Source organism: Streptomyces sp. NPDC014882 (genome assembly GCF_043081325.1).
Lineage (GTDB): Bacteria > Actinomycetota > Actinomycetes > Streptomycetales > Streptomycetaceae > Streptomyces.
In genome coordinates this window covers 183,695-206,392 of record NZ_JBIBWL010000011.1, presented here as the reverse complement: position 1 = coordinate 206,392, position 22,698 = coordinate 183,695, and the positions used below count along the sequence as shown (strand labels likewise).

Below are 22,698 nucleotides of genomic sequence, written 5' to 3'. Positions count from 1 at the left end.
TCGTCGCTCAGCCCTGGTCGAGCAGGGTCAAGAGTTCGTCGTTGTAGAAGTCGTCGATGGAGCACGCCCCCGACAGCGTCGAGAAGTACCGGTCGATCAGCCCCTGGTGGCCGGCCAGCTTCCGCAGCATCTCGACCCGCCCCTCGGGCTTGAGCTCGGCCACGTTGAGCGCGCCCTGGTAGTGGTCGAGGGCCTCGTCGCCCAGCTCGTCCTCGTAGCGCCGCAGCGCCGCCTCGAGCGCGGCGTCGTCGTACAGCCGGTCCCCGATGTTCTCGGTGAGCGACTGGGCCTGGACGAAGGCTTCGGTGATGCCGCGGGCGGTGATGGAGTCCTTGTGGTTCACCGCGTCGCCGACCAGCGCCCACCCGGGCCCGAAGGCCTTGCGGAAGTAGTTCTCCTGGTGTCCCGTGCCGTACAGCTGCTCCTCGCGCCGGCCCGCCGACATCCGCTCGTACACCTCGGGGGCCGTCGTGCGGAAGGCGTCGAGGTAGGCGGGTTCCACGGCCTTGCGGACCTCGGAGAAGTCCTCCTGCGGGAAGTAGGCCATGAGCAGCGTGAGGTCGTCGTTGGTGGGGATGACGCCGATCCAGCGCCCCGGCCGCTCGTACAGCTCGAAGTGCGCGGGGACCCCGGACCAGTAGCTGTAGTAGGTGCAGGTCATCCTCGGGTGTTCGATGACGTTGTGCGCGCCGGCCTTGCGGGCCACCAGCGACCGCATGCCGTCCGCGCCGACGACGAGGCGGGCCCGCTCCGTCGCCTCGGCACCGCCGGGCGTCGTGTAGCGCACCCCGACGACCCGGTCGTCCTCGAACAGCAGGTCGTTGACCGCGCAGGACTGCCGGAACTCCACACCGGCCGCCACGGCACCGTCCGCGAGGATCGGGTCGAGCACGTACCGCCTCGGCGCGTACGTGGTCCGCAGGCCGTCGATCGGCAGGGAGAAGCCGTCGATGCGGACCCCGGGTGCCTCGTAGCTCTGGTGGGTGATCGGCCGGCAGCCCGCGTCGCGGAGCCCGTCGAGCAGCCCCCACCGGTCGAGCAGCGCCACGCCCTGCTGGTGGATGTAGTGGGAGGACAGCGTGTCCTGCGGGAACCGTGCTTTCTCCAGGAGCAGGACGCGATAACCCTGCCGCGCGAACAGCATCGCCGTCGGCGAACCCGCACAACGGGCACCTATGACCATCACGTCGTACATGGCGCCTCTCTTGCCAAATAGTTTTCGGATCTCGCCGCGGCCGCGGCCGCGGCGAGAATGCCGTCGTGGGTGAGCGCGCTGCCGACGCAGGGGACGGAGCACCCGCTGCCGGTCCCGGAGGTGACGCGTGACGTCGGTTCCGCTACGGGGTTGTCGCACCCAGGGATTCGATGTATTCGGAAATCGACGCCACGGTGGGGTTGAGGAACATCTGGTCCACCGGCACCTCGACGTCGAGTTCCTCGATGAAGGCCCCCTGGATTCTGGCCATGATCACGGACTGGCCGCCCAGGGCGAAGAAGTCGTCGTCGGCCGATATGTCGTTCCGCTGGAGTTCACGGCACCAGATGGCGTGCACCTTGTCGGCGATCATCACAGTCCTTTCGTCGGCCTTCGGGATCCGTCGGTCATGCCGTCGTGCCGTGGTCGGCGTACTGCTTCCGGAATTCTTCGGCCAGCGCCGCGCGGTCCGTTTTTCCGTGCGGACTCAGCGGAATCCGCGGGATGTTGAGGAACCTGGCCGGGACCATGTTCCGCGGCAGCGCCTCGAGGAGGCGGGCGCGCACGTCGTTCTCGGCGAGGTCGTCGCCCGCCGGGACGACGAAGGCGATCAGCTCGGCCTCGCCGGAGCCGGTGCGGCCGACCACGACGGCGGCCTGCCGGACCCCGGCCAGTCTGCCGAGCGCGCGTTCGACGTCGGTGGGGTCGATGCGCATGCCCCGCACCTTCACCTGCGCGTCCATCCGGCCGGCGACGACCAGGTCCCCGGCCTCGTTCACGTGGCCGCGGTCCCCGGTGCGGTACAGCCGGCGCGGTACGCCGTCGACCTCGACCGTCGTGAACCGCCCGGACTCGGGGCCGGTGCCGCCCAGGTAGCCCGCGCCGACTCCGGCCCCGGAGATGCAGATCTCCCCGGACTCCCCCACCCCGACCCCGCGCATGCGCTCGTCGAGGATGTGGATGTCGGTGTTGTGGGCCGGCCTGCCGACGGGCGCGATGTCGTGCTCGCCCGGCAGGTGGCCCGCGAGGTCGAACGACGTCGCGACGTCCGTGCACTCGGCCACGCCGTACTGGTGCAGGAGGGTGCAGCCGTTCCCCTCGCGCCGCGCCCAGTCCGCGATCCGTTCGACGTGCAGCGGCTCGCCGCCGAACAGCACGTAGTCGAGCCGGGTGAGCGCGTCGCCGCCGCGCGCGGTCTCCCAGTCCACCAGCAGGTACAGCGTGCTGGAGGCGCAGTTCACGACGCGTATCCCGTGCCGGCCGAGCATCCGGTAGGCCATCGCGGCGTCGAAGTTCCGGCTCGCCATCAGGTGCTGGGTGGCGCCGCAGAACAGCGGCATCATCAGGCTGCGCTGGGAGAGGTCGAACCCGAACGCGCTGACGACCAGGTTGTGGGAGCCGGAGTGCAGGCCGTACTCGAGCGTCAGCCAGTTCAGCAGGTTGAACCAGCCCTCGTGCCGCACCGCGGTCACCTTCGGCGTGCCGGTCGACCCGGACGTGAAGACCGCGTAGCACACGTCGTCCCCGGTGACCGGGACGTCGGGACGGGTCGTCGGGAGACCCTCGAGGCGGCCGGGCAGTTCCTCGACGCCGACGGTCTCGACGGCCGCCGGCCCGACCAGGGGGGCCGTCGCCGCGGAGACCACGATCAGGGCGAGACCGGGCACCTGCCCCAGCAGCAGCCGGAGTCGCGCCGCCGGGTAGGACGGGTCGAACGGCACGTAGGCCGCACCGGCCTTCAGGGTGCCGAGGACGGCGACGACCATGTCGACCGAGTAGTCGAGGCAGATGCCGACCTTGGCGCCCCGGCCGTGTCCGCGCGCGAGGAGGAGGTGCGCGAACCGGTTGGCCCGCGCGTCCAGTTCGGTGTACGTCACCTGCTGTCCGGCGCAGAAGACGGCGACGGCGTCGGGGGTGGCCCTCGCGTGTTCCTCGAACCGCCGGTGGACGACGGGTGCCGAGGGCAGGGCGACCCGCTTTCCCTGAAGGATCATCAATTGACTCCGATGTGACGGGTGTCCGGTCGGGCGAGCCGTCGGCGCACCGCGGGGAAGGCGGCCCGTCCGGCGGCTCGGGCGGCGCGCGGTCGGTCGGTGCACGGTCAGGTGGTGCGCGGTCGGTCGGTGCGCGGTCAGGTGGTGCGCGGTCGGTCGGTGCACGGTCAGGTGGTGCGCGGTCGGTTGGCGCACCGTCGGGTGGCGCACGGTCGGTCGGTGCACCGGCAGGTGGCGCACGGTCAGGTGGTACGCCTCCAGGCCGTACGCCTCCAGGCCGTACGCCTCTAGGCGCCGCGCCGGTCGGCCGCTTCGAGTACCTGGGCCACCCACTTGTCGACGGGCAGCCCGTGCGCGGCGGCCACCTCCGCGTAGCGGTCCAGCTGGCCGACGGGCAGTTCGATGGTGAGCGTGGCGACCTTCCGCCGGCGCCCGTCGGCGCCCGCCGGCCCGGCCGGCCGAGGCGCCTCCTGCCTCCCGTCCCCGCCGGCCGGGAGGACGTCGCCGCGGTGGCACTGCTCGGCCAGGCCGGCGCGGAGGGCCCGGCGGAGTTCGTTGCGCGACCACATCTGCTGTTCGGCCCTGCGCAGCCAGTGGTCCTGCTCCGGCGGCGACAGGCGGGTCACCTCGGCGTGGTGGGCGAAGCTGAGGCTGTCCCACCTGCGGTGGTGCTCGAACCGCCGGGCCACCCAGGCGTAGTTGCGCAGGGTCTGGTAGTCGAGCCCGGTCCGCTCGATCGCCTCCCGGTAGCGCCGCAGCCCGTAGGCGGCCTCCCCGAAGATCAGCCAGTCGGCGAGCCACCACGCCGAGGAGTTCGTGAGCTCGCGCAGGCCGGTCCCGATCCGCTCCCAGGACCGTTCCGACAGGTTCCGCGGGAAGGTCATCCCCGACTTCTGCATCCTCGCCTGGTCGCCGACGAGGGGCAGGACCACCTCGCGCTGCGCGGGCTCACCAGCGGTGTCCCCCGGCCGCACCCGGCGACCGCTCGCGGTTCTCACAGGACGTTCCCCCCGTTCATCCGCGCGCCGGAGCATTCGCCCGGGCGTACACCGAGCAGCCGGCGATCCGCCGCGCGCGGGGCTCCCGGCACGTGCGTGGTACGGACATCGTGTTCCCCTCCCCCGGCGGGTCCGGGCGGCGTTCAGTCCGCCGCCATGGCCTCCCGCAGGCTCCTGGGACGCATGTCGGTCCAGTTCCGCTCGACGTACTCCAGGCACTCGGCCCTGGCCGCCTCGCCGAAGACCACCCGCCAGCCCGCGGGCACCTCGGCGAACACCGGCCACAGGGAGTGCTGCTCCTCGTCGTTGACCACGACGAGGAAACGGCCGTCCTGATCGTCGAAGGGGTTCGTGCTCACGGGCACCGTCCTTAATCGTCACGACATGAATCGGAATCACTCGGAATCACTCGGAAAGAATCGGAAGGACTCCGAATGAATGGGAATGGCTCGGAACGCTTGCGATGAATCGGAATCACTCGGAGGGAAGAACACGAGGGCCGGACGGCCCCTGTCCGTCACGGGGCGACTCGGGACGGCGATTCACCGGGGCCCGGTCGGTCCCCGCCCCTCACGGGGCGACCCGGAATTGCGCGTCGCCCCCGGAACCGCACCTCGCCGGGGCCGGTCACGGGTCCGGCGCCGTCCCGTCGACGGGACACCCGTCGTCCGCGGCCGCCCCGGAACGATGACGCCACGCTAAGACCCGGCAACTGACGCCACAAGGGCGGCAGTTCCACCGGCCGTCGTCACCGGCCGGCAGTCCGGCCGTACCTGTACCCCACCGGGGTCCTGTGCCACGATGACCGGGCAGTGGCCCGTAGCCGGGCCTGCTCGAATTCGGGCTCAGCCCGTCTCCTCCCGCCGGGGCGATCGAGAACGCGCAGCCGAATGCGGACCTGCGCGACCGCGCTCACGACACGACGAGGGCAAAGGAATTCCCGAGGTGACCGACGCATGGGCCGAAGCCGTGCTCGCGGGTGCTCCACCCGGCGAGCGGGCACGGGCGGACGTGCCGGACGGGCGTGCGGCGACACCGCCCGCCGGCCGGCGGTCCGCGGCCCCGCGCGCGTGAACACCGGCCCCTTCCTCCCGCCCGTGTCCCCCGTCCGGCCGCCGGCGTGCGGCTCCCCTTCCGGCGGAGGGACCCGGGTGCCCCGTGCGGCACGACGACAGAAAGCTCATCGACGAACCCACGACTGGTGATCAATGGACTCGAAGTCAGAACCTGAGTACGCGACGGATCCCGACGACGACACACGACGGTCGCTGTTGCGCCACATGCTGGTGGCGAGAGGCGTCGACGAGGAGGCCCGTCAGCTCCAGAAGCAGGGTGCGCTCGACCTCTGGCTGTCCTGCCAGGGGCAGGAGGCCGCGCAGGTGGGCTCCGCGCTCGCCGTGGGTCCGGCCCCGACCGTCTTCCCCAGTTACCGCGAGCACGCGGTCGCCCTGCTGCGGGGGGTGGAGCCGGAGGAGCTGGTCGCGCAGTGGGCCGGCCGCACGTTCTGCGGATGGGACCCGCGACGGCTGCGCTTCTTCCCCTACACCCTGGTCCTGGCCGCGCAGACGCTGCACGGCGTCGGCTACTCGATCGGGCAGCGGCTGCAGGGGCTCGAGGACTTCGTCGTCGTGTACGTGGGCGACGGCGCCACCAGCGAGGGCGACATGTCGGAGGCGATGAACCTCGCCGCCGTCGAGTCCGCGTCCGTGCTGTTCGTCTGCCAGAACAACGGCTGGGCCATCTCGAAACCGGCCGGGGAGCAGATGCGCACCTCGCTGGCCGAGCGCGCCCGGGGTTTCGGGATCGAGTCCGTCCGGATCCCGGGGCAGGACCCGGAGACCGTCTTCTCGGCCTGTTCCCGGGCCGCCGCCGACGTCCGCGGGAAGCGCGCGCCCCGTCTCGTCGAGATCCAGGTGAGTCGCATCCACGGCCACTCGACCTCCGACGCCCAGGAGGTGTACCGCGACCAGGACGACATCGCGCGGGCCAGGGCCGCGGACCCCGTGACCGCCTACGCGGCCGGGCTGAGCGGCCTGGGCCTGGTGGACACCGCGTGGTTCGAAGCCGTCGACGCCGAAGTGCGCGAACTGCGCGAGCGGCTGATGAAGGAGTACGCGTGACGAGCACCGTGCGGTCCCCCGCCCTGGCGGAGTCGATCAACGCGACCCTCGCCGAGCTGCTCGAACAGAACGAGAAGCTGCTGCTGCTCGGCGAGGACATCGGACGCCTGGGAGGCGTGTTCCGGGTGACCCGGGGCCTGCGGGAACGCTTCGGCGCGGACCGGGTGCGCGACTCGCTGCTGGCCGAGTCCACCATCGTCGGCCAGGCCGTCGGCATGACGATGAGCGGACTGGTGCCGGTCTGCGAGATCCAGTTCGACGGGTTCACCTATCCCGCGGTGAACCAGCTGGTGACCCAGGCGGCCCGGATCGGCGACCGGTGGAACGGGCAGGTGAGCCCGAGCCTGGTGGTGCGGATCCCCACCGGCGGCGGCGTGCGGGGCGTCGAGCACCACAGCGAGTCCAACGAGGCGCTCTTCGCCCGCGTCCCGGGGATCTCGGTGGCGTGTCCCTCCACGGGCGAGGACGCCGACCAGATCCTGCGGTACGCGGTGACGCTCGGTTCGCCCGTGGTGGTGTACGAGCCGATCCGCCTGTACTGGCGGCGCGGCACGCCCGCCCGGGACCCCGAGCCGGCGGGGTCGCCGACCGCGGCCCGGGTCGTGCGGCGCGGCACGGACCTGACGATCGCCACGTTCGGCGCGGTGACCCACGAGGTGCTGGAGGCGGCGCACGCGCTCGCCCCCGAGGTCGACGCCGAGGTGGTGGACCTGCGCTGGGTGGCTCCGCTCGACATGGACACGGTGCTGGAGTCCGTCGCCCGCACCGGGCGGCTGCTGATCGTGCACGAGGGGTCGAGGGACGTCGGCATCGGTGCCGAGATCGCCGCGTCGGTGGCCGAGCACGGCTTCGGCGCGCTCCGGGCCCCGGTCCGCCGGCTGGCGCCCGACCGCCGCGCCTACCCCCCGGCGGACTCCGAGAAGGACTACCTGATCGGTGTGCGGGAGATCAAGGACGAGGTGCTGGTGATGACGAAGTGAGCGATTCCTCCGTGGACATGCGCGTTCCCGCCTTCGGACACGGCCTCGGTGAGGCCCTGCTGATCGAGTGGGTCGCCGGTGTCGGCGACCGGGTCGAGCGGGGCGACGTCATCGCGGTCGTCGAGACCGACAAGGCCAGCACGGAGATCGTGGCGGAGCGCGGCGGACGGGTCACGGCCCACTCCGCGGCGACCGGCGCGATCCTCAGGTCCGGTGAGGCGCTGTACCGGCTGGCCGTCGACTGACGGGCTGTCCCGAGACCCACAGATCCAGTCACTTGGACGGAGACGGAGAAGGAACATGAGCGACATCGAAAGCCGTATCGCGGACGTCATGCTGGCCAAACTGCGCGAGCGCGACCCGTCGTCGGGTCCCGGCGACCTCGCCCGGCCGGTCGCCGACCTCGACCTCGACTCCCTCGACCTGGTCGAGCTGCACCAGCGGCTGGAGGCCGAGCTCCAGGTCAAGGGCGACCTGAGGGAGACGGCGGGCTTCGCCTTCCTGGACGACTTCGGCACCTATTTCGTGAAGCTGGCGAGCCGGGGATGAGCGCGGGCATCGTCGACGTCTCCACCGCGAAGCCGGGCCGGACGATCGGCAACGACCACTTCGCGTCGATCGGTCTCACGGACGAGTGGATCCGGCGCCGCAGCGGCATCGCGGCCCGCTCCTGGCTGCCGGAGGGGACCCCGCTGGCCGAGGTGGCGGCGGAGGCCTGCGCGCCGGTCGTGACCAGGCTGGCCGCCCCCTCCTCGATCGGTGCCCTGGTCGTCGTCAGCACCTCGGTGCGGCAGCGCGTGCCGGGTGTCGCGCAGAAGGTGGCGCACCTCCTCGGGCTGGGGCCCTCGGTGCTGGCCTTCGACATGAACGCGGCCTGCTGCGGCTTCGTCTACGGACTGGTCACCGGGCTCTCGCTCTGCGACGCGGGACAGGCGCGGTCGGTCCTGGTGTGCTCGGTGGAGGCCATGTCCCGGCTGGTCGACCGCGAGGACCGGCAGACGGCCTGCATCTTCGCCGACGGCTCCGCGGCCGTCCTGCTGGAGGACCGCCCGGAGTTCGCGGGCTTCCGCCAGGTCGCCGGCTGCGACGGGTCCCGGGAGGCGCTCATGCGGGAGACCGGCTCCGGCGGCATCCACCTCGACGGGACGCAGGTGTACGATCGCGCCGTGCGCCGGATGTCGGAGTCGGCGCAGTACCTCTTCGACCACGGCCCCGCGCCGACCGTCCTGGTCGGCCACCAGGCGAACGGCCGCATCCTGGAACAGGTCCGCGGCTTCACCGCCCATCTCGGCGTGCCCTTCGTGAACCGGATCGAGAACTCCGGCAACACGTCGTCCGCCTCGATCCCGCTGGCGTTCGCCGAGGAACTGGACGCCGGTTCCCTGCCCGCCGCGGGCCGGCTCGGGGCCGTGGCCTACGGCGCCGGCGAGGCGTGGGGCGGTGTCTCGGTGGACTACCGGGTGCCGGCCGTCACGGCCCCCTGACCGCGCCGGGACCCCGGGCTCCCGGGACCCCGGGCTCCCGGGACCCCGGGCTCCCGGGACCCCGGGAACACACTCGATCACAGGAGGTTGTCATCTACTCACCAGAGGCCTGGGTCCTGCACTCCGGTGCGGTGGCCGGCCCACACGACGGCGGACCCGGCGGCGCGCTGCGACGCGGCCGGTTCACCTTCGGCCCGCTGGAGGAGGGTGAGGCGCTGGTGGAGCCGATCCTCGGCTCCTGGGAGGCCAACGTCGACCACGCGCTGGCCCGTTCGCCGATCGACGTGTGCAGCAGCCGCGGCGAGGACGCGGTGGTCCTCGGCAACCTCGGCGTGGTGCGCGTGCTCCGGGTGAACGCGGGGAGCCGGGACGTCCGGGTCCGGGAGGGGGACCTGTGCCTGCTCCTGCCGTTCGGCAGGCTCGACCGCTTCGGTTACGCCGAACTCGCCTACGCCTACGACGCCCCCCACACCATCGGCCTGCTGACCGAGCGGTCGAAGATGGACGCACGGCTGCTGCTGCCGATCCCGGACGGCACGGCGTACTCGCTGCCCCAGTGGGCCACGTACGGCCGGTACTTCACCGCCTGGGACAACTGGCAGAAGGCGTACGGGTGCTGGCGGTCCCAGGTCCCCGACGACGATCCGGCGAACCACCTGGTGTTCGGCTGGGGCGGCGGTGTGGCCTTCGCCGAGCTGATGCTCGCCAAGCGGGCCGGCTTCCGGGTGGCGATGACGGCGGGCTCGGACGAGCGTGTCGCCTTCCTGCGGGAGAACGGCATCACCGCGGTGGACCGCCGCCGGTTCCCCGCCCTCTCGCTGCCCACCCGGGAGGAACGGACGGACCGGGACCGGCACCGGCGGCGCCGGACGTCGGTCGGGGACTTCCTGGACGTCGTCGGTGAACTCAGCGACGGCCACGGGGTCGCGGTCTTCGTGGACAACATCGGCGAGCCCCTGTACGACGTCACCCTGAGGGCCCTGGCCCGCGAGGGCGTCGTCACCACGTGCGGCTGGAAGGCGGGGATGCGCCTGTCGCACCTGCGGGGGGCCGAGTGCATCAGCCGGCACATCCACGTGAACACGCACGTGTGGCGGCTGCAGGACTCCCCGGGCATCCGGGACTTCCAGGAGGCCGAGGGCTGGATGGCGCCGAAGGGGTCGGACGTGGTCTACGACTTCGACCGGGTGCCCGAGCTGGCCGACGACTACGCGAACGGCAGGATCGGGTCGTACTTCCCGATGTACCGCGTGAACCCGCTCTGACCGGCCCGCACGGGCGGGCGGGACCGGCCCCGGTGTCCAGGCGGACACCGGGGCCGAACGGTTCGGGGAGGGGCGGGCCGGTCCGGGAGCGGGCGGCCCGCCCCGGCCTCAGCGGGAGGGCGTGTCGCAGTACTCGGCGTTCAGGACGGGGAGGATCGTCTCCGCCCCCCAGTCGCCGTTGTAGTTGAACGCGAGCTGGTGGCGGCCGTCCTCGGTGGTGGCGGCGAAGGAGATCCACCCCACCGTGCCCCCGTCGTGGTACCACAGGGTGGTGCCGCAGCCCAGCGTGTACCGCTCGATGCCGAGCCCGTAGGACGAGCCCGGGAAGTCGGGATTGTCGACGGTGGTCTTCATCGCCTTCAGCTGCCGCGGCGGCAGCAGCCTCCCGCGCATCAGGGCCCCGTAGAACCGGTTCAGGTCGCCCGCGCCGGAGATGATGTCGGCGTTGCCCCAGCCCTGTGACCCGTTCACCTCGGTCACGTCGTCGATCCGGTCCGGTGCCGACGGGAACAGCCGGGAGTAGCCGCGGCTGCTCGGCCGGGGCAGCCGGACGCCGGTGCCGGGGTGGGACGTCGCCCCGAGCCCCAGGGGTTCGATGATGCGGTCGCGCACCTCGTCCTCGTACGACCTGCCGCCGGCCCTCTCGACGATCAGCGCGGCCAGGACGTCGTTGGTGCCGGAGAACGCGTGCCGGGCACCGGGCGCGAACAGCGGCTCGTGGGACAGGGCCGCCGCCACGCGCTTCTCGGGCGTCAGGGTGTCGTACCGGTGCCGGAGGTAGCCGTCGCCCGTCAGGTACGTCCCGGCGTAGTCCTGGTCGGCGTAGTAGTCGAACAGGCCGCTGGTGTGGTTGAGGAGCTGCCGTACGGTGATCCCGCGGCCGTCGTTGCCGTTGCCCCGCACCAGGCCGGGCAGATGGCGCTCCACGGTGTCGTCGAGGCTGAGTCTCCTCTCCGCCTCCATCTGGAGGAGGACGACCGCCACGAACGTGTTGGTGATGCCGCCGACGCGGAACCGGTCGTTCTTGCCGCGCGGTGCTCCCGTCGCCCGGTCGCCCACGCCCGACGCCGCCTTCCAGACGCCGTCGGCGTCCCGCGCCTGGGCGGTGACGCCGGGGACGCCGGCCCGCACGGCCGCGTCCATCGCGCGCTGCGTCGCCCGGTGGCCGGCCGCCGCGGGAGCCGTGTCCTGCGGCGTCCGGGCGGGAGCCGTGAAGGCGGTGGCCGCCATCGCGGCCGCCGCCAGGACGACCACTCCGGTCCTCGAACTCTTCCGTACCGTCGTCACCGTCATCGCGTACTCCTGGGATTCGTGTGGGATGTGGGATCGGCTGCGTGCCGTGCTCGTGCGTCGTGCGGTCCGTCGGCGGTGGCGTGGGCCCCCGTGCCCGCCGTGTCCGCCGTGTCCGCGCGCGGGGCGCTCGTGCGGCGGGCCGCGGACGACGACGGGAGTGGTCGAGCGGTGCGCCCGGGCGTGCGGGACCGGGGCGCCGACGCCGACGCGCCGCGGGGTGCTCGGACCGGAGGGGCCGGCCCGGGAGTGCGGACCGGAGTGGCCGGACCGAACCGGGTGTCATCCCGGACCGCGGCCCCGGGGTGTGGCGGCGGGGTCCGGGGTCCGGGGTCCGGGACGGGCTTCCCGGTCTCAGCCCGACACACCGGACCCGGCGGGGAGAGCGTCACTCACCGCTTCGCGGGGGCGTCCGGCAGCAGGGTCTGCGGGCGGGGGCGGTGACGTGGGCGGGGCGTAGGCGGGGCGGGGGCGTGGGCGGGGCGTAGGCGGGGCGGGGGCGTGGGTGGTGGCGTGGCCGGCACCGATCCTCCGACGCGGGCCCGCCGGTGTCGGCCGCGGGGCGTCCCGGGCGGTGTCTCACCCCCGCGGGGCCGGGCCGAACCAGGTGGCGAGGGCGGCCCGGAGCGCGGTGGTGTCGGGTGCGGCGCCGGCGGCCACCCAGGCGACATGGCCGTCGGGGCGGACGAGGAGCGCCGCGGGGGCGGGGATCTCGCCGACGGCCGGGACGGACCAGTGGTCGTCCTCGCTCCGCGCCTCGACGAGGTCGACGCGATCGGCCCAGTCCCCGGCGGCCGCCGCCACCTCGGCACTGCCGCGCAGGTCGAGCAGCACGGGGCGGGCGGCGTGCAGCAGTTCGTGGACGCGGGTGGCACCGTCGGGCGTCTTGAGGTCGGCGTCGGGGACGCGGCGGCCCGCCAGCGGGTGGCGGCCCCCGACCGGGTACCGGATGTCCAGTCCGGTGAGCATGCCGCGCAGGTACCGGTTGACGTCGTCGAACACGATCAGCGAGCCGAACACGTCGCGCAGCGCGTCCGTCTGGGCGCCGGGGCGGGCCAGGGCCGCCTGCGCCCGGGTGTTGTGGAGGACGCGTTCCGCGACGGGGTGGCGCTCGGCGTGATAGCTGTCCAGCAGGCTCTCCGGCGCCCGGCCGCGCACCACCGAGGCGAGCTTCCAGCCGAGGTTGACCGCGTCCTGCACCCCCATGTTGAGCCCCTGCCCGCCGGCCGGGAAGTGGATGTGCGCCGCGTCGCCCGCGAGCAGCACCCGGCCCTCGCGGTACCGGGCGGCCTGCCGCGCGGCGTCGCCGAACCGGGAGACCCACCGCGGGCCGCGCATGCCGTAGTCCGTGCCCGCGAGCCTGACCAGGGACTCCCGGAGCTGCTCGAACGTCGGGGGTTCGTCGCGGTCCACGACGCGGTCGTACTCGGACGTGATCACCCGGTACCAGCCCGGTTCGAAGGCGATCGCCGAGAAGTCGCCGCCCGCGGAGCGCCGCACCCAGACGTAGTCCTCGGGCAGATCGGGGAGTTCGACGTCGCCGATCATCGCGGTCATCGTCGCCGGGGTGCCGGGGAAGTCGATGCCCGCCAGCTTGCGCACCGTGCTGCGCCCGCCGTCGCAGCCCACGAGGTAGCGGGCGCGCAGCGTCGCGGGGGCCGTCCGCGCCGTACCGCCCAGCTCGACCGTCACGCCGGCCTCGTCCTGGCGGACCCCGCTGACCTCGGAGGACCTGCGCACCCGCACGCCGAGCTCGGTGGCCCACTCCTCCAGCAGCCGCTCGATGGCGGACTGCAGGATCATCAGCGGGTAGGGGTGCCGGGACTCGGACTCGTCGAAGTCCAGGTAGAGGCCGGAGAAGTGGCCCACCGGCTGCGGTTCGCCGACCGCGAGGAAGCGGTCCAGGACTCCGCGCTGGTCCAGCACCTCCAGGGTGCGGGAGTGCATCCCGCCGGCCCTCGACTCACCCGTCCGCTCGGCGAGTTGCTCGGCCACCACCACGTCGACGCCCGCCAGCCGCAGCTCGCAGGCGAGCATCAGGCCCGTCGGCCCGGCGCCAGCGACGACCACGTCCGCGTCCATGCCGGTGTGTCCCACGCCGTTTCCCCCTCGTTCCCCTGCGCCTCTGGCATCGCCGAATCGCCGAATCGCCTCCACATTCACGGAATGCGGATCAGCCGGTCAAGACAACCTGGGCGCCGCGGGTGCCGGGACGGATGAGCCGTTGCCGAGCTCTCCCTGTCCCGCCGGCGGGACGGTTCCACGGGCCGGGGCGGGTCCTCGACGCCGTGGGAGAACCGCCGGGCGCCCCCGGCCGGAACCGGACGCCCGCGCGTCCCGCTCCCGTGCGGCCCGTGCCGCCCGTGCGGCCCGTGCGGCCCGTGCGGCCCGTGCCGCCCGTGTGGCCCGTGTGGCCCGGAGGGCCGCTGTCGCGCCGGACCCGCCCCCGGCGAGCCCTCCGACGCGCCGTCGCCGCCTCGCCCTCCTCCGGCTCCGACCGGAGCGCGGGCGCGGGGCGCGAAAACACAGGGTGCCGACACGGGTGTCGGCAACATCCCCTAGGATACCGACACGACAGTCGTCAAGTTTCGGCAAAGGGGCGCCGCATGCGCGCCCCGCCCCGTGCCCACTCCCTCGTCGCCCGGAGATCCTGTGTTCCTCGCCCTACGCGATCTGCGTTTCGCCCGTGGTCGCTTCGCCCTGATGGGTGCGGTGGTCGCGCTCATGGCCGTGCTCGGCGTGCTCCTGTCCGGACTCGCCTCCGGCCTGGCCGACGCCGGCATATCCGGCCTGCGCGCGCTGCCCGTCACCCACCTGGCCTTCGACGAGAAGGCCACCGGTGAGCAGTTCTCCCGCTCGACCGTCGAGGAGGCGGACTGGCGGGCCTGGTCCGAGGCCCCGGGGGTGGAGCGGGCGGAACCGTTCGGGAACACCCTGGCCAACGCCCGGGTGACCCGGGGCGCCGAGGAGGGCGAGCAGGTCGACCTCGCCGTCTTCGGCATGGCGCCGGACTCCGCCCTGGCCCCCGAGCCCACCGAGGGCGAGGGCCTGGAGGACGGCGGCGCGGGCATCGTCATCACCCGGGAGATCGCCGACCTGGGCGTGGAGGTCGGCGACATCCTCACCGCGGACAAGAGCGAGGTGCGCCTGAAGGTCGTCGGCGAGGTCGACGACACCGTCTCCTACGGCCACATCGGCGTCGTCTACACCGACCTCGACACGTGGCGCCACCTGCGGTACGGCCTGCCGGGCGAGCTCCCCGAGGCCGCCCGCCGGCAGGCCACGGCCGTCGCCCTGACCCTGGAGGACGGCGCCGACGTCTCCGCCGTGGAGAGGGCGACCGCCACCCGCGCCGACACCAGGGAGGCGGCCTTCGGCGCGTCCCCGGGCTACACGGCCGAGTCGAGCACCATGGCCCTGATCAAGGGCTTCCTGTACGCCATCTCCGCACTCGTCGTGGGTGCCTTCTTCACCGTCTGGACCGTGCAGCGCAAGCCCGAGATCGCCCTGCTGAAGGCGCTCGGCGCGCCCACCGGGTACGTCCTGCGCGACGCGCTCGCCCAGGTCGTCGCCGTACTCGTCGGCGCCACGGCCGTCGGCACCGCCGTCGGCCTGGCCCTGGGGAGCGCGATGACCGGCAAGGCGCCGTTCTCCCTCTCCGCCCCCGCCGTCGCCACCTCCTCCGGCCTCCTCGTCGGGTTCGGAGCCGTGGGCGCCGTCGTCGCCGTCCGCCGCATCACCGCCGTCGACCCCCTGACCGCTCTGGGAGCCACCCGATGACCACGTCCGCCACCGACCACCGAGCCGCTCCGGACGCCGCGGGCCCCGGGGGACTGCGCCTGCTGGACGTCACCCTCACCCTGGGCGACGGTGACACCGCGGTGACCGCCCTCGACCACGTCGGTCTGACCGTCGCCCCCGGGGAGTTCGTCGCCGTCGTCGGCCCTTCGGGTTCCGGCAAGTCCAGCCTCCTCGCCGTCGCCGGCGGCCTCCAGCAGCCCACCTCGGGCACGGTCCGGATCGCCGGCACCGAGCTGACGGCACTGTCGGACAGGGGACGCACCGCGGCCCGTCGGCGCCACATCGGCTTCGTCTTCCAGCAGTCCAACCTGCTGGCCTCCCTGACCGTCAGGGAACAGCTCCTCCTGCCCCTGCACATCGACGGGCGCCTCGACGCGGCGGCCCGGACCCGGGCGGACGAACTCGTCGAGGCGGTCGGGCTCTCGCACCGCGCCGGTTCCCGGCCGCACCAGTTGTCGGGGGGCGAACGCCAGCGCGCGGGCCTGGCCCGCGCGCTGATGACCTCCCCCGCCGTGCTGCTGGTGGACGAACCCACCTCGGCGCTGGACCGGGTGCGTTCGGCCGAGGCCGTACGGCTGATCGCCGAGCAGACCCACCGGCACGGGACGGCCACGGTCATGGTCACCCACGACACGGCGATAATGGACGCTGCCGACCGGGTGCACGAGATGGTCGACGGCCGCCTGTCCTGACCGGGGCCGCGGGCCGAGGCGTCGCTCCCGGCCCCCTTCACGACCCGGAGCCCGCCCCGCATGCCGAAGATCAACGCCTCCACCGTCGCCGAACACCGCGCCCGGCAGCGTGAGGCGCTGGTCGGGGCGGCGATCGACATCCTGGTGAACGAGGGCGCCGCCGCCGTCACCCCGGCGGCGGTCGGCGCCCGGGCGGGCCTGGCCCGTTCCAGCGTCTACCAGTACTTCGACTCCACGGCCGACCTGCTGGTCGTCATCATGCAGGAGGCGTACCGGCGGTCGAACGAGGCGCTCGCCGCGGCCATGGCCGCGGCCGACGGCCCCGTCGAACGCGTCGAGGCGTTCTTCACGGAGAGCCTGCGCCTGGGAGCCGAGGGGGCGCACCGGCCCGCCGCCGCCCTGATGACCGCCGACCTCCATCCCGCGTGCAAGGAATGGCTGACGGCGCTCCACCTGGAGCAGGTCGCCCCGTTCCGTGCCGCCGTACGGGACGCCGGCGTCCCCGCTCCCGAGCTCACGGCGGACCTGATCGCCGGAATGCTGCACACCGCCCTGACCGCCGTCGACCACGGCACCCCGCTCGACACCGTCACGGAACGCACCCTCGAACTGGTGCGCCGCTGCCTGTCCCCGGCCGGCGGCACGGTCCACGCGGACGACGCGGGACCGGCCTGAGCACGCCGTGCCCCGGGGCCCCTCGTGTGGAGCGGGCCGGTTCGGGCAGCGGAGGCCGGTGCCGTGCGTCGCGGGGCGGAGGAGGGCGCCAGGACGGAGCCACGGCGACCGGCGACGACACGGCACGGCGCGGGCACCGGAGCGAGGACGGACCCGCCGCCGATGCCGTGGATCCCGCCGACGACCTCGGCGCGCGGGTGCGGACGGTTCGGCAACCGGATGTTCACGAGCGCCGGGCGCACCCGGGGAGGCGGCCCCTTCCGGGGCGACGGCCGGGGAGCGTCCCGGGCGGCCGGCCGACGTGGTGGTTCCCGCGGGCTCGCCCGGCCGGGGGTGCCCCACCGCGGTGGCGAGTTCGCCACGGCTGCGGGCTCCGCCACGAGGGCGGAGCCCGCAGCCGGTCGTTCGCCGGACAGAGGTCAGCCGCTGACCGTGATGTTCGAGCTTCCGCTGCTCTGGTAACCCTCGGTGGCCATGATCATGTAGTACTTGAACTGGCCCATGTTCATGCCCGCGCGCGCCCAGGCGTCGAAGTGGTTGCCGGTGGTGATGGTGCCGGAGCCGCTGGTGACCTTCGACTGCCGGACGCTCCAGTACTGGTCGAAGGTGCGGGTGCCCTCGACGGAGGGGGCGTTGTACCGCGTCGTCTTGTAGATGTCGTACGTGCCGCCGTCGCTGTAGACGGTGCCCCTGTACTCGCCGGTGGGCCGATAGTTGCCCCAGTTGTCGACGATGTAGTACTCCACCAGCGGGTTCGACGTCCAGCCGTAGAGGCAGCCGTAGCCGTTGCCCGAGGGGTTGAAGTAGCCGGTGTAGCGGACCGTCCTGCGCCCACCGGTGTTCCAGCCCTTGCCGGCGACGAAGTTGCCGCAGTTGGTCCACCGGGTGCTGTAGCTGCCGCCCCCGTTGAGCGTCATGGAGACGGAGCCGCCGCCGTCGGTCCAGAACGAGTAGTACATGCCGTCGTAGCCGGTCTGGTTGGTGGTGATGGTGGTGGCGGCGTGGGCGGTGCCGGGCAGCAGCAGTCCGGACGCGGTGGCGAGCGCGACGGTGCCGGCGCCGCCGAGGAAGCCTCGTCGGCTCAAGCCGCTGAAGGGGGCGGGGTTCTGCTGGATCTGGTCCTGCTGCGTGCCGTCCTGTTGCATGCGTCCTCCCGATGAAGGCTGGTGGGGGGCAGGCGGCTTCCGCCGCCCGCGGCCTTGCATGGAACACGGCGGGGGTCGCCCGTCGTCGTGCCGCAACGACCGACCGCCGCCCCCGGTCACCTGACACGAGGGGAACGACGGCCTCCTGTCGTTCGGTGGCCACAGTTTTCGTAGAGCGCGATGAACCTGTCAACACTTTCGGCAGCCTTTCGGAAACATCCCCGTCACCGGAAAAGGCCTTGGCGGGTACGTCTTCGCTGTTCAAGACCCTCCCCCATACGAACCGTCACGAGGAAGGGAAGGAGAGGGAGAAGGGGCGTAACGCAACAACGGACGCGATGCTCGAAAGTTTCGAACGCGAGTGAAGGTGCCCGTCGCGGCCCCACCGGGAACGACTGGACGCGAACGGCCCGCCCCGGTCACCGCGTACGACGCGGCGGAATCCGCGACCGTCGTCTGCGTCGAGGTGCGGTGCGGTGCGGTGGCGGCAGCATCTGCGGCATCTGCGGCGAGGACTCCCAGCCCACCTACGACCGCACCGGAGAACAGCTCGAAGCCGCCGCCGAGCACGGGGCGTGAGGCCTCCGGGGACGTCTCCGCGCCCCTTGGCGTTGGTCAAGATTGTTCACAGAGTGTTTAAGGTCCCGTCTAAAACTGTCCTGATCCTCACTAGCCTGTGACCCGTTCCTTACCCCCACACGAGAACACCGTCACAGGCAGCGCCCGTGCCCCGGCGCGCGAGTGCGGTGCAGGAGGCGAGAACCTGGTGGACGTCAGTGGCGCGTCACGGTTGGGGCAGGCGCTCCAGGGAGCACGGCTGTCGGAGCCGAGGACCGTGCGGCCGTCGCGGGTACTGCCCCCGGACCTCCTCGACGCACTCCGCAACGGCCCGTTCGAGACCGCCCTGGACTCCGCCCTGCGTGCCAGCGGGCTCAGTCTCGAGCGGATCCGGCACCGGCTCGCCGAGCGAGGCGTCCAGATCAGCGTCACCACGCTCAGCTACTGGAGGCGCGGCCGCAGCCGTCCCGAACGGCCCCACTCCCGGCAGGCGGTCCGGCTTCTGGAGGAACTGCTGGGCGTCCCCACCGACGGGCTGGTCTCGCTGCTCGGTCCACGTCGTCCCCGTGGCCGCTGGGTCAACCGGGATGCCGCCGTGCTGAAGACCGAGCGGCTGTGGCGGGAGTTCGAAAGCCTTCCCGACCTGCTGGCCGAGCTGGACAGTACGGACGACGGCCTGCTCAGGGTCGCCGCCCACGACCATTACGAGCTCGACGCACGGGGAGCCGGGGCACGGCTGACCACCCGTCTGACGCTGAAGGCCGCCCGGGACGGGGTGGACCGCTGTGTGGTGGTGCTTCACGGCGAGGACCCGGACACGGCGCTCCCGGAGTTCGCCGACGTGCGCAACGCCCGCCTGGGGCGGCTGCGTTCGGACAACAGCGTGCCGTTGACGGTCGCCGAACTGTTCTTGGACCGCACGCTGTCCGAGGGCGGTACCACGCTGATCGAGTACACCCTGCGGTTCCCGGAGACCGGACGCCGCGCGGAGGAGTGCGGGCGGGGGTTCCTCTCCCCCGCCCTCCTCTACACCCTGGAAGTCGCCTTTCACCCGGACGCCGTGCCCGTGCGCTGTTGGCGGTCCCACAGAGCCGCGGCCGTCTGGCGGTCGGTGTCCGCGGAACCGGTGTGGATAAGCGCCGCCGGCCGGGCACACACCGTCTTCGAAAACCCCGGCCCCGGCTTCCAGTCGCTCCACTGGGAATGGCACTGACCAGCATCTCCGTCTCACGCGACCAGCACGTCCCCTGATCGCAGGTCGCGCGTCGCGGCGTCCCCGCGAGTGCCACCCACCGTCCTGACGCCATGGTCGCCCCGCGGACCGAGAGGGGCGATCCGCTCGGCGACGGCCTGAAGACGCCTGGTGGGTGTGCCAGTTGGTGGAGTGGTGCCCGACGCGGGCGAGCACCGTCACGGTGGCGTGCGGGAGGGTGTCCGGCAGGGCATGTTTCGGCGGTCGGCGGTCGGCGGTCGTGGGAGCCGGTGACGACGCCGACGCGCCCGGGGCACCGCCTCACCGGTCCGGATGGGCGCCCCTCCGCAACCCCCGCTCCCCGGAGAGGCGGTGAGGGGCCGTAAGGCAGGAACGCCGCGCACCCGGCCGCCGAGCGACCGCGAGGCGATCGCTCTCCTCGTCTCCTCACCCACGCCTTCAGGCGCCGGTGACGCATCGCCGGGAGCGGGACAGAGCCCGCCGGCACGCAGGGCGGAGTCCAAGACGGTCTCGAACGGACCGTTGCGGAGTGCGTCAAAAAAGTCCGGGGACAGTACCCGCGACGGCCGCACGGCTCTCGGCCCCGACAGCCGCGCGAGCCGACCGCGGCCCGGCCGCGTATCGACGAGACGCTGGACACCCTGTGAACAGTTTTGGCCAAGCACGGGGTGCGGCAGAGCCGTAAGCGGGAGAGGAGCCGGTCACCGCCCTCTTCACAGCGTCCGCAATTAAACAGAGTTGACGTTCGTTGACCCTGCCTTCGAACGACGGCCACGATCCCGGCTCATGAAGAGAAGCCTCCTCGCCGCATCGATCTCGATGGCCGTCAGCGGACTGCTCATAGCCGCCGCGGGATCCCCTGCCGCCGCGGGATCCCCCACCGCCGGTACCGCCCGGCCCCACCCGCCCAAGGCCGGCGAGAGCCAGGCCGTCCAGGACGCCCGCCTCTCGATCGCCGCACACCCCGCAGCGGTTCGCGCCGGCTCGGACGACACGTTCGAGCCCGGTTCGGTGCTGATCGACAAGGACGGCACCCGGCATGTGCACATGACACGCACCTACCGCGACCTGCCCGTGCTGGGCGGTGACGTCATCGTGCACTCCTCGCCCACCGGGGCGTTCCGCGAGAGCACCCTGACCCTCGAGTCCAGCCTCTCCCTGCCGGTGACCCCCAAGGTCACCGCCCAGCACGCGGAGGCCTTGGCGCAGAAGAAGTTCCAGGGCAAGCGCGCCGGGACGGCCAGCAAGCTGGTGGTGAACGCCCTGTCCGGCAGACCGCGGCTGGCGTGGCAGGTGACTGTCGACGGCACAGCCCCCGACCAGTCGCCGAGCCACTTCAACGTGCTGGTGGACGCCCTGACCGGCCAGGTGGGGCAGACGTGGAACGACTTCCACACCGCCGAGGGCACCGGCCACGGCTACCAGGTGGGTGACGTCCCGCTCACCACCACGGCGGTTTCCGGCGGCTACCAGCTCAAGGATCCCACCCGCGGCAACGGCGAGACCCGCGACGCCCAGAACCTGACCGCCACCAACGACAGCCCGCCGGCAGGCTGGGGCAAGGCGTTCACCGACACCGACAACGTGTGGGGCGACGGCACGCTCAGCGACCGCGCCACCGTCGCCGCCGACGCCCACTTCGGCATCCAGGCGACCTGGGACTACTACAAGAACGTGCACGGCCGCAACGGCATCAAGAACGACGGCGTCGGCGCCCGCTCGTTCGTGCACTACGGCAACAACTACGCCAACGCCGGCTGGGACGACACCAGCTTCAGCATGATCTACGGTGACGGTGCGCCCGGCGACAAGCCGTTCACCGAACTGGACGTCGCGGGCCACGAGATGAGCCACGGTGTCACCTCCGCCACCGCCGGCCTGAACTACTTCGGTGACGCGGGCGGCCTGAACGAGGCGACCAGCGACGTCTTCGGCACCCTGGTGGAGTTCAACGCCAAGAGCCCGGCGGACACCCCCGACTACCTCATCGGCGAGAAGATCAGCTCCACGCCGCTGCGGTACATGGACGATCCGAAAAAGGACGGCGTCTCGCAGAGCTGCTGGACCACCGGCACCAAGAACCTCGACCCGCACTACTCCTCCGGAGTGGGCAACCACTTCTTCTACCTGCTGGCGGTCGGTTCCGGCTCGTCCAGCTGGGGCAACAGCCCGACCTGTGACGGCGGCACCGTCACCGGCATCGGCAACGACGCCGCGGGCAGGATCTGGTACCGCGCGCTCAGCACGTACATGACCTCGGGCACCACCTACCCCCAGGCCCGTACCGCGAGCATCAAGGCCGCGATCGACCTGTACGGCGCGAGCAGCAGCCAGTGCGCCGCCGTCGAGAAGGCGTGGAGCGGCGTGGCCGTCGTCCCGACCTCCACCACGTGCGGCGGCGGCACCACCCCGCCGCCGAGCGGCTCCAACCTGCTCTCCAACCCGGGCTTCGAGTCCGGTGCGGTCAACTGGACCGCCAGCTCCGGCGTGATCACCAACGACGCCGGCGCCGCCCCGCACTCCGGCTCGTACTACGCCTGGCTGGACGGATACGGCACCACGCACACCGACACCCTGTCCCAGTCGGTGACCATCCCGGCCACCGCCACGGCGCCCAAGCTCAGCTTCTTCCTGGCGATCGACACCAAGGAGTCGGGCACCACTCCGTACGACACCCTGAAGGCCCAGGTCGTCTCCGGCACGAGCACCACCACCCTGGCGACGTACTCCAACGCCACGCCCGGCGGCTACACCCAGCGGACCCTCGATCTGTCGGCGTTCACGGGCAAGACGGTCACGATCAGGTTCACCGGTACCGAGGACTCCTCCCTCGCCACCGGGTTCCTGATCGACGACACCGCGGTCACCACCGGCTGAGCCCCCTCACAGGCTCCGCGGACGCGTCCGGTGGGCTCGGCCGGCGAGAACCGGCCGGGCCTGCCACGCGTCTCCGCCCGACGGGCGCCCCCGCTCGGTCCGCGAGCAGGGGGCGCCCGCGTCCCTCTCCTGCGGTCAGGGCGGACGACCGGTGCCAGGTACGTCCGCGTGACCGGAGCCGTTCCCCTTCTTTCGCATGCAACGGGTCACGTGGACGCCCCTGACGAAGCACTGCCGGACCTGTTCTGCCCGGTCGTCGCCGACCGGCCGGCCCTGAGCGCCGTCCTCCGGAGCGGCATCGCGTCCCACCGCCTCGCTCACACCGGGGCCCGACCCGAACGAGCCCGGGACGGCTGACCGCGCGCCGCAGGGCCCCTCGCGCGCACGGGGAGCAAACGGGCGTCGTGCCCA

Annotated in this window: 19 protein-coding genes; 11 read left to right on the top strand and 8 right to left on the bottom strand. The window is 72.5% G+C overall.

Translation table 11 applies throughout. The features are described 5' to 3' along the window. Positions 1 to 7: 7 nt before the first annotated feature. The 5 genes from ACF09K_RS24560 to ACF09K_RS24540 all read right to left on the bottom strand — a co-directional run bounded on the left by ACF09K_RS24560 (position 8) and on the right by ACF09K_RS24540 (position 4,546). Positions 8 to 1,195, bottom strand: coding sequence for an NAD(P)/FAD-dependent oxidoreductase (locus ACF09K_RS24560; protein WP_392246705.1), 1,188 nt, complete (start codon positions 1,193 to 1,195; stop codon positions 8 to 10). A 142-nt stretch (positions 1,196 to 1,337) separates the two neighbouring features. After that, complete coding sequence (locus ACF09K_RS24555; protein ID WP_392246704.1) at positions 1,338 to 1,568, bottom strand: phosphopantetheine-binding protein; 231 nt, start codon at positions 1,566 to 1,568, stop codon at positions 1,338 to 1,340. A gap of 34 nt (positions 1,569 to 1,602) precedes the next feature. After that, a complete protein-coding gene (locus tag ACF09K_RS24550; RefSeq protein ID WP_392246703.1) occupies positions 1,603 to 3,189 on the bottom strand; it encodes an amino acid adenylation domain-containing protein in 1,587 nt (528 codons plus the stop codon). 287 nt (positions 3,190 to 3,476) lie between these two features. Then, on the bottom strand, positions 3,477 to 4,187 hold the full coding sequence (locus ACF09K_RS24545) for an LmbU family transcriptional regulator (RefSeq protein WP_392246702.1): 711 nt from the start codon (positions 4,185 to 4,187) through the stop codon (positions 3,477 to 3,479). A 143-nt stretch (positions 4,188 to 4,330) separates the two neighbouring features. Next, positions 4,331 to 4,546, bottom strand: coding sequence for an MbtH family protein (locus tag ACF09K_RS24540; RefSeq protein WP_392246701.1), 216 nt, complete (start codon positions 4,544 to 4,546; stop codon positions 4,331 to 4,333). A gap of 849 nt (positions 4,547 to 5,395) precedes the next feature. On the opposite strand from ACF09K_RS24540, the gene ACF09K_RS24535 reads away from it, so the two are divergent. The 6 genes from ACF09K_RS24535 to ACF09K_RS24510 all read left to right on the top strand — a co-directional run bounded on the left by ACF09K_RS24535 (position 5,396) and on the right by ACF09K_RS24510 (position 10,036). Next, positions 5,396 to 6,307 carry a thiamine pyrophosphate-dependent dehydrogenase E1 component subunit alpha gene (locus ACF09K_RS24535; protein ID WP_392246699.1) on the top strand — a complete coding sequence of 304 codons (912 nt, stop codon included), beginning with the start codon at positions 5,396 to 5,398 and terminating at the stop codon, positions 6,305 to 6,307. Next, a complete protein-coding gene (locus ACF09K_RS24530; protein ID WP_392246698.1) occupies positions 6,304 to 7,287 on the top strand; it encodes an alpha-ketoacid dehydrogenase subunit beta in 984 nt (327 codons plus the stop codon). The genes ACF09K_RS24535 and ACF09K_RS24530 overlap by 4 nt, the downstream gene beginning before the upstream one ends. Further along, positions 7,284 to 7,532 carry a biotin/lipoyl-containing protein gene (locus ACF09K_RS24525; protein ID WP_392246696.1) on the top strand — a complete coding sequence of 83 codons (249 nt, stop codon included), beginning with the start codon at positions 7,284 to 7,286 and terminating at the stop codon, positions 7,530 to 7,532. Before ACF09K_RS24530 ends, ACF09K_RS24525 begins: the two co-directional genes overlap by 4 nt. Before the next feature lie 55 nt (positions 7,533 to 7,587). Next, entirely contained in the window at positions 7,588 to 7,836 is a 249-nt protein-coding gene (locus tag ACF09K_RS24520; protein WP_392246694.1) for a phosphopantetheine-binding protein, read from the top strand. After that, positions 7,833 to 8,771 carry a 3-oxoacyl-ACP synthase III family protein gene (locus ACF09K_RS24515; protein ID WP_392246693.1) on the top strand — a complete coding sequence of 313 codons (939 nt, stop codon included), beginning with the start codon at positions 7,833 to 7,835 and terminating at the stop codon, positions 8,769 to 8,771. Before ACF09K_RS24520 ends, ACF09K_RS24515 begins: the two co-directional genes overlap by 4 nt. Before the next feature lie 131 nt (positions 8,772 to 8,902). Further along, positions 8,903 to 10,036 (top strand): zinc-binding alcohol dehydrogenase family protein, encoded by a 1,134-nt coding sequence (locus ACF09K_RS24510; protein ID WP_392246691.1) that lies wholly within the window; start codon positions 8,903 to 8,905, stop codon positions 10,034 to 10,036. Positions 10,037 to 10,144: 108 nt separating this feature from the next. On the opposite strand, the gene ACF09K_RS24505 is transcribed toward ACF09K_RS24510, so the two are convergent. Further along, positions 10,145 to 11,329: a serine hydrolase domain-containing protein gene (locus ACF09K_RS24505; RefSeq protein WP_392246689.1), complete on the bottom strand. Its 1,185-nt coding sequence runs from the start codon at positions 11,327 to 11,329 to the stop codon at positions 10,145 to 10,147. A gap of 576 nt (positions 11,330 to 11,905) precedes the next feature. Next, positions 11,906 to 13,408: an FAD-dependent monooxygenase gene (locus tag ACF09K_RS24500; protein ID WP_392246777.1), complete on the bottom strand. Its 1,503-nt coding sequence runs from the start codon at positions 13,406 to 13,408 to the stop codon at positions 11,906 to 11,908. A gap of 570 nt (positions 13,409 to 13,978) precedes the next feature. Here ACF09K_RS24500 and ACF09K_RS24495 point away from each other — a divergent pair. The 3 genes from ACF09K_RS24495 to ACF09K_RS24485 are packed head-to-tail and all read left to right on the top strand — an operon-like array spanning position 13,979 to position 16,494. Continuing rightward, a complete protein-coding gene (locus tag ACF09K_RS24495) occupies positions 13,979 to 15,106 on the top strand; it encodes an ABC transporter permease (RefSeq protein ID WP_392246687.1) in 1,128 nt (375 codons plus the stop codon). Continuing rightward, positions 15,103 to 15,819, top strand: coding sequence for an ABC transporter ATP-binding protein (locus ACF09K_RS24490; RefSeq protein ID WP_392246685.1), 717 nt, complete (start codon positions 15,103 to 15,105; stop codon positions 15,817 to 15,819). Before ACF09K_RS24495 ends, ACF09K_RS24490 begins: the two co-directional genes overlap by 4 nt. Before the next feature lie 60 nt (positions 15,820 to 15,879). Further along, on the top strand, positions 15,880 to 16,494 hold the full coding sequence (locus ACF09K_RS24485) for a TetR/AcrR family transcriptional regulator (protein WP_392246684.1): 615 nt from the start codon (positions 15,880 to 15,882) through the stop codon (positions 16,492 to 16,494). A gap of 419 nt (positions 16,495 to 16,913) precedes the next feature. Here ACF09K_RS24485 and ACF09K_RS24480 read toward each other — a convergent pair whose 3' ends face one another. Then, entirely contained in the window at positions 16,914 to 17,639 is a 726-nt protein-coding gene (locus tag ACF09K_RS24480; RefSeq protein ID WP_392246682.1) for a glycoside hydrolase family 11 protein, read from the bottom strand. A 766-nt stretch (positions 17,640 to 18,405) separates the two neighbouring features. Here ACF09K_RS24480 and ACF09K_RS24475 point away from each other — a divergent pair. Further along, positions 18,406 to 19,410, top strand: coding sequence for a helix-turn-helix domain-containing protein (locus ACF09K_RS24475; RefSeq protein WP_392246680.1), 1,005 nt, complete (start codon positions 18,406 to 18,408; stop codon positions 19,408 to 19,410). Between the two features lie 786 nt (positions 19,411 to 20,196). Continuing rightward, positions 20,197 to 22,287 (top strand): M4 family metallopeptidase, encoded by a 2,091-nt coding sequence (locus ACF09K_RS24470; RefSeq protein WP_392246678.1) that lies wholly within the window; start codon positions 20,197 to 20,199, stop codon positions 22,285 to 22,287. Positions 22,288 to 22,698 lie beyond the last annotated feature (411 nt).